The 12,892-nt window shown below is 61.4% G+C and carries 12 protein-coding genes; 5 read left to right on the top strand and 7 right to left on the bottom strand.

All coding sequences use genetic code 11. The features are described 5' to 3' along the window. Positions 1–91: 91 nt before the first annotated feature. Both PspR84_RS27420 and PspR84_RS27415 read right to left on the bottom strand, forming a co-directional pair. Positions 92–637, bottom strand: coding sequence for a twin-arginine translocation pathway signal protein (locus PspR84_RS27420; protein ID WP_160059774.1), 546 nt, complete (start codon positions 635–637; stop codon positions 92–94). 29 nt (positions 638–666) lie between these two features. Further along, a complete protein-coding gene (locus PspR84_RS27415; protein WP_160059773.1) occupies positions 667–2,097 on the bottom strand; it encodes a coniferyl aldehyde dehydrogenase in 1,431 nt (476 codons plus the stop codon). A 146-nt stretch (positions 2,098–2,243) separates the two neighbouring features. Here PspR84_RS27415 and PspR84_RS27410 point away from each other — a divergent pair, with 146 nt between their 5' ends. After that, positions 2,244–2,915, top strand: a complete 672-nt coding sequence (locus PspR84_RS27410) for a TetR/AcrR family transcriptional regulator (protein WP_007913599.1) — start codon at positions 2,244–2,246, stop codon at positions 2,913–2,915. Between the two features lie 32 nt (positions 2,916–2,947). Beyond that, positions 2,948–3,802, top strand: a complete 855-nt coding sequence (locus tag PspR84_RS27405; protein ID WP_160059772.1) for a sulfurtransferase — start codon at positions 2,948–2,950, stop codon at positions 3,800–3,802. Between the two features lie 78 nt (positions 3,803–3,880). Here PspR84_RS27405 and PspR84_RS27400 read toward each other — a convergent pair whose 3' ends face one another. The 5 genes from PspR84_RS27400 to PspR84_RS27380 all read right to left on the bottom strand — a co-directional run bounded on the left by PspR84_RS27400 (position 3,881) and on the right by PspR84_RS27380 (position 9,216). After that, positions 3,881–4,711: an AraC family transcriptional regulator gene (locus PspR84_RS27400; protein WP_160060145.1), complete on the bottom strand. Its 831-nt coding sequence runs from the start codon at positions 4,709–4,711 to the stop codon at positions 3,881–3,883. Beyond that, positions 4,708–5,703, bottom strand: a complete 996-nt coding sequence (locus tag PspR84_RS27395; protein ID WP_160059771.1) for a hydrolase — start codon at positions 5,701–5,703, stop codon at positions 4,708–4,710. Before PspR84_RS27395 ends, PspR84_RS27400 begins: the two co-directional genes overlap by 4 nt. A gap of 63 nt (positions 5,704–5,766) precedes the next feature. After that, a complete protein-coding gene (rsmD, locus tag PspR84_RS27390) occupies positions 5,767–6,381 on the bottom strand; it encodes a 16S rRNA (guanine(966)-N(2))-methyltransferase RsmD (protein ID WP_160059770.1) in 615 nt (204 codons plus the stop codon). Continuing rightward, complete coding sequence (locus PspR84_RS27385; RefSeq protein WP_160059769.1) at positions 6,381–7,868, bottom strand: pitrilysin family protein; 1,488 nt, start codon at positions 7,866–7,868, stop codon at positions 6,381–6,383. The genes rsmD and PspR84_RS27385 overlap by 1 nt, the downstream gene beginning before the upstream one ends. Then, a complete protein-coding gene (locus PspR84_RS27380; RefSeq protein ID WP_160059768.1) occupies positions 7,861–9,216 on the bottom strand; it encodes a pitrilysin family protein in 1,356 nt (451 codons plus the stop codon). The genes PspR84_RS27385 and PspR84_RS27380 overlap by 8 nt, the downstream gene beginning before the upstream one ends. Before the next feature lie 345 nt (positions 9,217–9,561). Between PspR84_RS27380 and ftsY the strand changes: the two genes are divergently transcribed. Genes ftsY through ftsX form a run of 3 tightly spaced genes read left to right on the top strand, consistent with a single transcriptional unit; the run spans position 9,562 to position 12,817 of the window. Continuing rightward, on the top strand, positions 9,562–11,127 hold the full coding sequence (ftsY, locus tag PspR84_RS27375) for a signal recognition particle-docking protein FtsY (protein WP_160059767.1): 1,566 nt from the start codon (positions 9,562–9,564) through the stop codon (positions 11,125–11,127). Then, positions 11,124–11,795 (top strand): cell division ATP-binding protein FtsE, encoded by a 672-nt coding sequence (gene ftsE / locus PspR84_RS27370; protein ID WP_003229148.1) that lies wholly within the window; start codon positions 11,124–11,126, stop codon positions 11,793–11,795. Before ftsY ends, ftsE begins: the two co-directional genes overlap by 4 nt. Then, positions 11,792–12,817 carry a permease-like cell division protein FtsX gene (gene ftsX / locus PspR84_RS27365; RefSeq protein WP_077574909.1) on the top strand — a complete coding sequence of 342 codons (1,026 nt, stop codon included), beginning with the start codon at positions 11,792–11,794 and terminating at the stop codon, positions 12,815–12,817. Before ftsE ends, ftsX begins: the two co-directional genes overlap by 4 nt. Positions 12,818–12,892 lie beyond the last annotated feature (75 nt).

The following is a 12,892-nucleotide window of genomic DNA, read 5'->3' as shown; positions in this document are numbered from 1 at the left end:
CGATCAGGTTCTCTTTATTATTTTTGGATGCGGCGATGTGGCGGCCGCCCCCTGTGGGAGCGAGCCTGCTCGCGAAGGGAGCGACACGGTTTCAGACGCTAGGCGGCCCTGGATAACCGCAATGCGCCCACGACTCCGCGCGGGTATACCAGGCCATCATCACCATCTGCTGCAACGAGCTATGCCCCATGCGCAGTAGGTTCAGCGAACTGTTTTCCCAGCGATCAAGGAAATGCCGCATGGCCTCGGCACTGGCGTTCTCCCAACTGCCCCAGATCCCGGTGAGTGGTCCGCGCGTCACGGCCATGCCGAGTACATCGAACAGTTGTCGTGTGAGCTTGAGCATTTCCGGCGACAGGTGGTCGAGGCTGTAGTCCAGCGACTTGAGCGTGCCATCAACCGCGCTCGGCATCCTCTCGGCTGCCACCGCGCCGTCGAGCATCACCGGGATCAGTGCGCGCAGAAAAAGCAGATCGCCGTCACGCAACGAGACAAAGCCGTTGGCCGCGACGCTCGACGAACAGCCACTGAGGCTGGCGCCGAGTCCGGCGGTGGCAAGCAACGCCGTGGCGCCGAGGCTGAATTTCAGCAGGCCGCGGCGGGACAGGGCAGGTGTTTCGGTCAGGCTTGGGTGCATTATTTTTATTACCCGGCGATGACGAAGGTTTAGCGAATGAACAACTTCTGGATCAGCTTCTGAATCGATTTGCCGTAGGGCGGGTAGATCAGTCGGGCTGCGTTGAAGCGTTGTTTAATCAGCACGCCCTTAGCTTTGCTGAAGGTCAGAAAGCCTTCGTGACCGTGGTAGTGACCCATGCCCGAAGCGCCGATGCCGCCGAACGGCATATCGTCCTGCGCCACATGCAGCAACGTGTCGTTCAGGCACACGCCGCCGGAATGGGTTTCGTGCAGCACACGGTTCTGTTCGCGTTTGTCGTAGCCAAAGTAGTAAAGAGCCAGAGGACGTGGCCGCTGATTGATGTAAGCAAATGCCTGCTCCAGATCCTGATACGGCACGATCGGCAGCAGCGGGCCGAAGATTTCGTCCTGCATCACCGTCATCTCGTCGCTGACATTCAGAAGCACACTGTGCGGCATGCGTCGGCCCTGGCCCTGCTCGAACAGCGGAATCAACAGCGCGCCCTTGCTGGTGGCATCGCTGACGTAGCCGTTGAGTCGCGCCAATTGACGTTCGTTGATGATCGCCGTGTAGTCCGGGTTGTCGGTGAGCGTCGGATAAAAACCCTGCACGGCCTGGCGATAGGCTTCGACGAAGCCACCGACCCGGTCTTCCGGGACCAGCACGTAATCCGGTGCGACGCAGGTCTGCCCGGCGTTGAGGGTTTTGCCGAAAGCGATGCGCTCGGCGGCATCCTTGAGCGGCACATCGCGGGAGACGATAGCTGGCGACTTGCCGCCCAGTTCCAGTGTCACCGGGGTGAGGTTTTCGGCGGCGGCGCGCATCACGTGTTTGCCGATGCTGGTGGCGCCGGTAAACAGCAAGTGATCAAAGCGCAGACGGGAGAACGCTACGCCGATGTCGGCTTCACCGAGCACCACGCAGACCAGATCTTCGGGGAAGATCCGCGCCAGCAATTCTTTGAGCAACAAGCCGGTGGCCGGGGTCGATTCGCTGAGTTTGAGCATCACTCGATTGCCCGCCGCCAAGGCGCCGACCAGCGGGCCGACGGCCAGATACAACGGGTAATTCCACGGCACGATGACGCCGACCACACCCAAGGGCTGATACACGACTTTCGCCGACGCCGGCTGGAATGCCATGCCGACCTTGCGCCGCGAGGCTTTCATCCAGCCCTTGAGATGACGGCTGGCGTAATGAATGCCGTGCAGGCTCGGCATCAGTTCGGCGAGCAGGGTTTCATCGGCGCTACGATGGCTGAAGTCGGAGCTGATCGCCGCGATCAATGCTTGCCGCTCACGGCTGAGCAAATCACTCAGCGCTTTGAGCCATTGCTGGCGCTGAGCGGCGGGCGGCATCGGATTGGCGGCATACGCGGCCCGCTGCGCCTCGAACAACCGGTCCAGCTCGGCCAGCGGTTGTTGCAGCGTTTGCAGGTAAGCAATGTCGGCAGTCATGGTCTGCTCCGGATTTATTGTAGTGACGAACTTTTTAGAGTCTATGCTCTAGAAAGTCAAATGACTTCCTTGCACAGCATTGTTTTATCCATTTCCGGTTAGGTCGTAAGATGCCCCCCAACGCACTCTGAATTAAAGCTCAAGCCATGGCCCCACGAATAAAAACCAGCGAGCGTATCGTGCTGAACAGCCTTGAGCTGTTCAATCAGCAGGGCGAGCGCAGCATCAGCACCAATCACATTGCCGCCCATATGGAGATTTCTCCGGGCAACCTGTACTACCACTTCCCCAACAAGCAGGCGATCATCGCCGTGTTGTTCAGTGAGTACGAAAGCCTCGTGGACAGCTTTCTGCGCCCGCCGCAGGGGCGTGCGGCGACGGTCGAGGACAAGCGTTTCTATCTCAAGGAATTGCTCTCGGCGATGTGGCGCTACCGCTTTCTGCACCGCGATCTCGAGCATCTGCTCGACAGCGATCCGGAGCTGGCTGCCCGCTATCGACGCTTTTCCCAGCGCTGCGTGATTCAAGGCGCGGCGATCTACGAAGGTTTTGTCGCCGCCGGGATCCTCGATATGGATCGCGTGCAGATCGAATCCCTGACCCTCAATGCCTGGATCATCCTGACGTCGTGGGTGCGTTTCCTGTGCACCACCCGCGAAAACTCCAACCACCTCAGTGAGCAGGCCATTAAACGTGGCGTGTACCAGGTGCTGGTGCTGGAAGCCGGGTTTGTCACTGAGCAGGCGCGTGACGAGGTCAATGCGTTGTTCGAGGAGTTCTACGTGCCGCTGGCCCAGGCCCTCGAAGACGTGAAATAAACCGTTCTGTTGAAATCCCCCAGGAGCCCGCTATGCCGATTGCGCAACTGATCAGCCCCGAAGCACTGGATGCCCGCAAGGCGCAGCCGCGGCTGGTGATTCTCGATTGTCGTTTTGCCCTCGAAGACCCGGACTACGGGCAGCGCAGCTATGCCGAAGGGCACATTGACGGGGCGAGCTTCGCCGACCTTGAGCGTGACCTCAGCGGCACTGTGGTCAAAGGCGTGACTGGCCGTCATCCGTTGCCCGAGCCGGCGGCGTTGATCGAGCGGCTGCAGGCGTGGGGCATCAACAACGACAGCGAGGTGGTTTTGTACGACGACGGTCCCGGTGCCTACGCGGCGCGGGCGTGGTGGTTGCTGGCGTGGCTGGGCAAGCGCGATGGCGTGTTCATTCTCGATGGCGGGCTCAAGGCGTGGCATGCGGCGGGGCTGCCGCTGAGCCTGGATGCGCCGACGGTTACCCGTGGCAATTTCAGTGGTCAGCCGGATATGAGCCTGCTCCTCAGCGCCGAGCAACTGCAACAGCGCCTCGGCCAACCGACGCTGACGTTGATCGATGCCCGGGGCTTGCCGCGTTTCAAAGGCGAGGTCGAGCCGATCGATCCGATTGCCGGGCATATTCCGGGTGCGCAATGCGCGGCGTTCACCGATAACCTCGGCAGCGATGGGCGATTCCTGTCAGCGGAACAGCTCAAACAGCGTTTTGCCGCCAAGATCGGTGAACGCTCGCCAGCGGATCTGGTTGCCTATTGCGGTTCTGGCGTGACGGCGTGTCACAACCTGTTTGCGTTGTGCCTGGCGGGTTATCCGTTGGGTTCGTTGTATGCCGGATCGTGGAGCGAGTGGATCAACGAACCGGCTCGCGGCATCGCCACCGGCGAATAAGATCAAAAGATCGCAGCCTTCGGCAGCTCCTACATTGGAATGCATTTCCCTGTAGGGGCTGCCGAAGGCTGCGATCTTTTAGCTTTCCATCCGGGCGCTGCGGTACGCGGCGGGTCCGACGCCATAAGCCTGTTTGAATTGCCGACTCAAATGGCTCTGGTCGGCAAAACCCAATTGCGTGGCGACCTCCACTGGCAGGCAACCGTGCTGCAACAGCGCCCGCGCCTGGGCGATGCGTTGCTGCATCAGCCAGGTGTGCGGCGGCATGCCGGTGGCGCGGCGGAACACCCGGGCGAAATGGAACGGCGACAGATTGACCGCCGCCGCCAGCTCTTCCAGTGACGGTGGCGCCGCCAATTGCGCGTGCAACAATTCCTTGCCCAGCAGCACCGCGCGGTGTTCCTTGCCGGCTCGACCGGGCACCGGCACTGCCGCATGGCGCTGCAACAGCAGCAACATCATCTCGCGCCACAGCGTTTGCTGTTGCAGCGCGGTGGCCGGGCTTTCGAGCAAACGATGCAACTGCGCAAAGCCGTTGACCAGATCCGCATCGCGATACAGCGTGGCGCTGAACGCCGGCAGGTTGCTGGTGGACAGCTCCAGCTCATCCAGCAGCGAAACGATTTGCGCCGTATCAGGATAAAACGCCCGGTACAGCCAGCCATCCTCGGTGCCCTTGTGCCCGGTGTGCAGTTCGTCCGGATTGATCAACACCAGCGTGCCGCTACCGGCCAGATGTTCGGCGCCGCGATAGCGATAACGCTGGGCGCCGGCCATGATCATGCCGATCACGAATCCGTCGTGCACATGCGGGGCGAAACGCTGCTCGATGTAGCGCGCCGACAACAACTCGACCCCGGCCAGCGGCGCGGTTTGCCAGAAGCGGATCGACTCGCCCTGATCGCTCATGCGGGCAGGCTGGCCAGCCATTGCGGGATGCGGCGTTCGAGGTAGTAGCCGGGTTGGCGCACTGAGCCGTCGACAAAACCGACGTGACCGCCGCGTGGCTGCAACTCAAATGCCGTTGAGGCCGACAGCTCGCTGGCCTGCGGCAAACTGTGCGGGAACACGAATGGATCGTCCGCCGCCTGAATGATCAGGGTCGGCGTGCGGATCTCGCCGAGGAAATAGCGGCTCGACGCGCGGCGATAGTAATCCTCGGCATCATTGAATCCATGCAGCGGTGCGGTCACTCGGCCATCGAAATCCCAAAACGTGCGCATGTTTTCCAGCGAGCCAAGGGCTGCCAGCGCGGCGAGTCCGTCTTCGCGCCCGTCGTGTTGAAACTGCCGCTGTTTGTTCTTGATATAGGCGACCATCTCGCGCATGAAGTGCGCTTGATAGACCTTGGAAAATCCTTGGCCGATGCGGTCGGCGCATTGATCGAGGCGAAACGGCACCGACACCGCCACCGCGCCGAGTACACCGCTGGCGCTGCCGGTTTCCCCAAGATGTTTGAGCAGCACGTTGCCGCCCAAGGAGTAGCCGACGGCATACAGCGGTGCCAGCGGTCGTTTCGCCCGCAGGTGTTTGATGGTTTCGCCGAGGTCTTCGCTGGCGCCGGAGTGATAGCTGCGTGGCAGCAGATTCGGCTCGCCCGAACATCCACGCCAATTCAGCGCGACACTGGCCCAGCCTTGCGCGGCCAAGGCCTTTTGGATACCCGCTACATAAGGCGAATTGGAAGAGCCGGTCAGCCCATGCAGCACCAGCACCAGTGGTGCATCGGCGGTGTGCGGGCCGTGCCAGTCGAGGTCGAGGAAGTCGCCATCCTCCAGCCACAGGCGTTCGCGTTCACGCTCGATATGCACGGTTTTGCGCCACAGCGGCCCCCACAGGGTTTGCAGGTGCGGATTGCCGAGGCCGAAGGCGGGGTTGAAGCGTTCTGAAGAGGCGGACACGATGGTTCTCGATGCAGAGCGGCGACCCTGTTGGAAGGGGCGCCGCATATTCAGGCCGGTCGGTTAACCGGCGATCTCTGCCGTACGTTGCCACAGCGCGTAGTAAACCCGGCCGGATTTCTGTTCGCGGTGCAGGCGCCAGTTGCCCGGCAGGCCCAGCGTCGATGGCGCCGTTTCGCTTTCAGTGTAGATCCACGAGTCGGGCGCCAGCCACTGACGCTCTTCGAGCAAGGCGCAAACGGTCGGCAGCAGGTTCTGGTTGAACGGCGGGTCGAGGAATACCAGGTCGAACGCGCTGGCGGTCTGGGTTTCCAGATAACGCAGGGCATCAGCCGTTTGTACCTGACCGTTGGTGCAGCGCAGGGTGCCGAGGTGTTCTTTCAGGCTGGACACCGCAATGTTGCTGGCATCCAGCGCCTGACCCATGGCCGCGCCACGGGACAGTGCTTCGAGAAACAGCGCGCCGCTGCCGGCGAACGGATCAAGCACCTTGGCCCCTTCAACGTACGGTGCGAGCCAGTTGAACAGGGTTTCACGCACGCGATCCGGCGTCGGGCGCAGGCCCGGCGCGTCGGGGAAACTCAGCTTGCGGCTGCGCCATTGGCCGCCAATGATGCGCAACTGATTCACACCGTTGTGGACGTTATGCGCAGGCTTTTTAGGGGTACGAGTTGCCATTAATGCTCCGGAACCCCGAGCGGTTGCTCGGCAGGTTTATCAGATGGGGCCGGTAACGGCTTTTGCGGCACGGTCGGGCCAGCGGTGACGATGACCATTTTGTCCGTGCTCAGGTGTTTGTTCAGGGCGTCGCGGACTTGTTCCACGGTCAGGCTTTGCGACTGACGCATGAAATCGTCCAGGTAGCTCAGCGGCAGATTATAGAAGCCCATCGCGCCGAGTTGGCCGACGATATCGGCATTGCTCGCGGTGGACAGCGGGAAGCTGCCGGCCAGTTCGCGTTTGGCATCGTCGAGCTCTTTCTGCGTCGGCCCGGTTTTCAGATAGTCGGCGAGCACGTCCTGCACCAGTTTCAGGGTGCCTTCGCTCATTTCCGCGCGGGTTTGCAGGTTGATCATGAACGGGCCGCGCGCCTGCATCGGGCTAAACGCGGAGTACACGCCGTAGGTCAGGCCACGTTTCTCACGCACTTCGCTCATCAGGCGCGTACCGAAACCGCCGCCACCGAGGATCTGGTTGCCCATCGACAGCGCCGCGTAATCCGGATCGTCACGGTCGATGCCCAGTTGCGCGAGCATCAGGTTGGTTTGCTTCGACGGGAATTCGATATGGCCAGTGCTGGCCTTCGGCTCCTGCGGCTGAGCGATCTTCGCCAGTGCCGGGCCTTTAGGCAGTGCGCTGGAAACCTGATTGGCAATCGACTCGGCCTCCGCACGCGACAGGTCGCCGACCAGCGCGATGACCACGTTGCCAGCGGCGTAAGCCTTGGCGTGGAACTCACGCAACTGCGCAAGGGTAATTTTCGGCACGCTCTGTGGATTGCCATCACTCGAATGCGCGTACGGGTGATCGCCATACAGACGCTTCATCAGCTCGAGGCTGGCGAGTTTGCCGGGGTTCTGTTTCTGGTATTCGAAACCGGCGAGCATCTGGTTCTTGATGCGCGCGAACGAGTCGGCCGGGAAGGTCGGTTTGCCGATGACTTCCGAGAACAGCTTCAAAGCAGGCTCACGCTTATCGGCAGCACTCAGGCTGCGCAGCGAGGCCAGCGCCATGTCCTTGAAAGCACCGTTGCCAAAATCCGCCCCCAGGCCTTCGAAGCCTTGCGCGATGGCGCCGACGTCTTTGCCGGCGACGCCTTCGTTGAGCATCGCGTTGGTCAGTACCGCCAGACCCGATGCGCTGCCGTCCTGGCTGCTGCCAGCGGCGAAGATCAGGCGCATGTCGAACATCGGCAGCTCATGGGCTTCGACGAACAGCACCTTGGCGCCTTCGGCGGTGTTCCAGGTTTGCACGTCGAGCTTGCGGCTGGCCGGGGCCTTGCCGTCGAGTTCGGTGAGCGATTGCAGCTTCTGGCTGGACTTGGCGTTGTCGAGGGCTTCGCTGGCATTGCTGTCAGCGCCCGGCGACAGGTAGAACGCGGCAGAGCCGATCACCGCCACGGCGATCAGGCCGAGCAGCAGGCGTGGGGATTTGCGCTTACTCATGAGTCGTCTCCAGTGGCAGGACGTGGGCGACGCTGAGACGTTCGCGGGTGAAATACAGCTTGGCGGCGTTCTGGATGTCTTGCGGGGTCACGCTTTCCAGATCGGCCAGTTCAGTGTCCATCAGTTTCCACGACAGGCCGACGGTTTCCAGTTGGCCGATGGCGGTGGCCTGGCTGGTGATCGAATCACGTTCGAAGACCAGACCGGCGATCACTTGTGCTCGCACGCGCTCCAGTTCTTCAGCGGACGGCGCGGTGGTTTTCAGTTGTTCGAGCAGTGTCCACAAACCGGCCTCGGCTTGCGCGATGGTCTTTTTCTTCTGCGTGTTCGGGGTTGCCGACAGGGTGAACAGGCTGTCGCCACGGGTGTAGGCGTCGTAGCTCGACGATCCGCCGGAAACCAGCTCTTCACCGCGCTCCAGTTGCGTCGGGATACGACCGCTGTAGCCGCCGTCGAGCAGCGCCGAGATCAGTCGCAGGGCGTTGACCGAGCGCTTGTCTTCAGCGGTGGCGATGCTTGGCACGTTGAAGCCGAGCATCAGGCTAGGCAACTGCGTCTGCACGTGCAGGGTGATCTGGCGTTCGCCGGGTTCGGCCAGTTCCAGTGGTTTTTTCGCCGGTGGCACGTCGCGCTTGGTGATCGGGCCGAAATAGCGCTGGGCGAGGGTTTTCACTTCGTCCGGAGTAACGTCACCGACTACGACCAGCGTGGCGTTGTTCGGCACGTACCAGGATTGGTACCAGTGGCGCAGCTCTTCGACTTTCATGCGGTCGAGGTCGGCCATCCAGCCGATGGTCGGCGTGTGGTAACCGCTGGCCGGGTAGGCCATGGCCTTGTAGCGCTCGTAGGCCTTGGACATCGGCTTGTCATCGGTGCGCAAGCGGCGCTCTTCCTTGATGACTTCGATTTCCTTGGCGAACTCGTCGGCCGGCAGGCGCAGATTGGCCATGCGGTCGGCTTCCAGTTCGAAGGCTACGCCCAGACGGTCGCGGGCCAGCACCTGGTAATAGGCGGTGAAGTCGTCGCTGGTGAAGGCGTTCTCTTCAGCGCCCAGATCACGCAGGATCAGCGAGGCTTCGCCGGGGCCGACTTTCTCGCTGCCCTTGAACATCATGTGCTCAAGCGCGTGAGACAGACCGGTCTGGCCCGGGGTTTCGTAGCTGGAACCGACCTTGTACCAGACCTGCGAGACCACCACCGGCGCGCGATGGTCTTCGCGCACGACGACCTTGAGGCCGTTGTCGAGGGTGAATTCGTGAGTCGGTTGCGGGTCGGCCGCCAGGGCCGAAAGGGGCAGGCAGACTGTGCTGAGCAGCAGGCCTGCAGCGCGGCGGGCTAGAGCATTCATTCGTTTTTTAACCTGTTGGGCTGCCCGCTTGGTCTTAGCGTCGGCGGGCGAGAGGGTGCTAGGATACTGATCCGTTTTACTGGCGGCCACGCCTATCAAGCCACTGATCGGTCGATAGGTTGTATGGGTTCCCGGCAGAAGCTTTGAGTTTGTCAGTTAAACTCTGCGTTTTCGCCGACGATGCCGTTCCAGTCCTTCGTATTAATCGACCTTTGGGGTGCCCGTGGCGCCTCGACAAAATGTTGCGCGTGAACAAGCTGGATGAAACACAGTCTGTTCTGCATCGAATATTTATTTGCCGGGGCGCCCTTATGGCGCGTCGCTACCGTGAGATAGCCGTCCTCCATGTTTGGTTCCAACGACGACAAGAAGACCCCAGCTGCGGCTGGCGAGAAGAAAAGCCTGTTCGGATGGCTGCGTAAGAAACCGCAGGAACCCGTTGTCGAACAGCCGCCTGCGATTCCTGAGCCTGCGCCGGAACCTGCTCCGGTGATAGAAGAAGAGCCGGCACCGATCGTTCTGCCGATTGCCGAGCCGGTGTTGCAACCGGTTGAGCCAGAGCCAGAGCCCGAAGCGCCTGTGGCGGCTGAACTGCCGCTGACCCTGGCGGCTGAGCCATGGCTGACCTTGCCTGTGGCGGAAGAGCCGGTGGCGTTGGTTGAAGAGGCTGCGCCGCACGTTACGCCAGTGATTCCTGCGGCTGCTGCGTTTGTGCCTGAAGTGGCGCCGGCGCCAGTGGTTGAGCCGATTATCGAGCCTGTGCCGGTTGTGGCTGAAGCTGCTCCTGAAATTATTGCGCCTGAGCCTGTTGCTCCGGTGGTTGTCGCCCCCGTTGCCCCGGTCATTCAACAACCCGAGCCTGCACCTGCACCTGCACCTGCACCTGCACCTGCACCTGCACCTGTAGCGGTTGCTGCAGTCGTGCCAGTCGAGGTGGTTGCCGAGACCCCAGTCGAAGCCCCGCGCACCGAAGAAACCAAAGCCGGTTTCTTCGCCCGCCTCAAGCAAGGCCTGTCGAAAACCAGCGCCAGCATCGGCGAGGGCATGGCCAGCCTGTTCCTCGGCCGCAAAACCATTGACGACGATCTGCTCGATGACCTCGAAACCCGTCTGCTCACCGCCGACGTCGGTGTCGAAGCTACCACGCAGATCATCCAGCGCCTGACCCAGAAGGTCGCCCGCAAAGAGCTGGCCGACGCCGACGCGCTGTACAAATCCCTGCAGGCCGAACTGGCCGCGATGCTCAAACCGGTCGAACAACCGCTGAAGATCGTCTCGCAGAACAAGCCATTTGTGATTCTGGTGGTTGGCGTCAACGGCGCCGGCAAGACCACCACCATCGGCAAATTGGCGAAGAAGCTGCAACTGGAAGGCAAGAAAGTCATGCTCGCCGCCGGTGACACCTTCCGCGCTGCTGCCGTGGAGCAATTGCAGGTCTGGGGCGAGCGCAACAAGATCCCGGTCATCGCTCAGCACACCGGCGCCGACTCGGCTTCGGTGATCTTCGACGCCGTGCAAGCCGCCAAGGCCCGTGGCATCGACGTGTTGATCGCAGACACCGCTGGTCGTCTGCACACCAAAGACAACCTGATGGAAGAACTGAAAAAGGTTCGCCGGGTCATCGGCAAGCTCGACGCCGACGCGCCGCACGAAGTGCTGCTGGTGCTCGACGCCGGTACTGGTCAGAACGCCATCAATCAGGCCAAGCAATTCAACCAGACCGTCGAACTGACCGGCCTGGCGCTGACCAAGCTCGACGGTACCGCTAAAGGCGGGGTGATCTTCGCCCTGGCCAAGCAGTTTGGTCTGCCGATCCGCTACATCGGCGTCGGTGAAGGCATCGACGACTTGCGTACCTTTGAAGCCGAACCCTTTGTCCAGGCACTGTTTGCCGAGCGGGAGCGTTCATGATTCGTTTCGAACAGGTCGGTAAACGCTACCCGAACGGTCACGTCGGCTTGCATGAGCTGAGCTTTCGAGTCCGTCGTGGCGAGTTCTTGTTTGTCACCGGCCACTCCGGTGCCGGTAAATCCACGTTGTTGCGCCTGTTGCTGGCGATGGAACGTCCGACCAGCGGCAAACTGCTGCTGGCCGGGCAAGACCTGAGCACCATCAGCAACGCGCAGATACCGTTCCTGCGCCGGCAGATCGGCGTGGTGTTCCAGAACCACCAGTTGCTGTTCGATCGTACGGTGTTCAACAACGTCGCCTTGCCGCTACAGATTCTCGGGCTGTCCAAGGCCGAAATCGCCAAGCGTGTCGATTCGGCGCTGGAGCGCGTGGCGCTGTCGGATAAAACCGATCTGTACCCGGGCGACCTGTCCACCGGTCAGCAACAGCGCGTCGGCATTGCCCGCGCCATCGTTCACCGTCCGGCCTTGCTGCTCGCGGACGAACCGACCGGTAACCTCGACCCGCGTCTGGCGGCGGAAATCATGGGCGTGTTCGAAGACATCAATCGTTTGGGCACCAGCGTGCTGATCGCCAGTCACGACCTGGCGCTGATCGCACGCATGCGGCACCGCATGCTGACCCTGCAACGCGGCCGATTGATCGGCGACGGGGAGGCCGGGGTATGAGTGCAACACGCAGTCCGAAGGTTTCCGAGCGCGTGGCCCCGAAAGCCGCCGACCCGCAGCCGCCAAAGAAGAAAAAGCACGACGAGGACGACGGTCCGGATTTCGCCACGCTGTTCCGTGCCTGGGTCGAAAGCCATCGCGCCAGCCTGCTCGACAGCCTGCGCCGTCTCGGCAAACAGCCGATCGGCAGTTTCTTCACCTGCATGGTGATGGCGGTCGCGCTGAGCCTGCCGATGGGGCTTTCGCTGTTGCTTAACAACGTCGAGCGTCTCGGTGGTTCGTGGCAGCGGGCGGCGCAGATATCCTTGTATCTGCAACTCGATGCCAGCCCGGAGCAGGGCGAGTCGTTGCGTGAACAGATCAAAGGCATGCCCGGCGTAGCTGATGCTGAATATGTCGGCCGCGATCAGGCGCTGGAAGAGTTCCAGCAACAGTCCGGACTGGGCGAAGCCCTGCGCGAGCTGCCGGAGAACCCGTTGCCGGGCGTGGTGCTGGTCACCCCGAACGAAGTCGACAAGCCGACCCTGGAAGCATTAAGACAAAAACTTTCCGAGCTGCCCAAGGTACAACAGGCGCAACTTGATCTAGTCTGGGTCGAGCGTCTGGCTGCCATCCTCAAGCTTGGGGACCGTTTTGTTTTCGGTCTGACGGTGCTTTTGGTTTCTGCATTACTTTTGGTGATAGGCAATACCATTCGTCTTCATATTGAAAACCGCCGCACCGAGATAGAAGTGATTAAACTCGTCGGCGGCACTGACAGCTATGTGCGACGCCCCTTCCTTTATATGGGTGCGTTGTATGGCTTCGGTGCGGGGCTGTTGTCCTGGGGTGTATTGGCGTTCGGCCTGAACTGGCTGAACGACGCGGTGGTTGGACTGGCCGGCTTGTACGGCAGTGATTTCGCGCTGGCCGGAGTGCCAGTTGCCGACGGTCTGTCGCTCTTGCTTGGCGCGGTGCTGTTGGGTTATATCGGTGCATGGATTGCAGTCGCACGCCATCTCAGGGAGCTGGCGCCGAAGTAGAATCTTTTTTGCGCGTGATTGGCCTTACGGTTTTTTGGGAACTTGTACTTGAGTTTCCGGTCAATTTTTCGCAGT

This window comes from Pseudomonas sp. R84, assembly GCF_009834515.1.
GTDB lineage: Bacteria > Pseudomonadota > Gammaproteobacteria > Pseudomonadales > Pseudomonadaceae > Aquipseudomonas.
The sequence above is the reverse complement of the archived record's forward strand: the minus strand, read 5'-3'. Positions and strand labels throughout refer to the sequence as shown.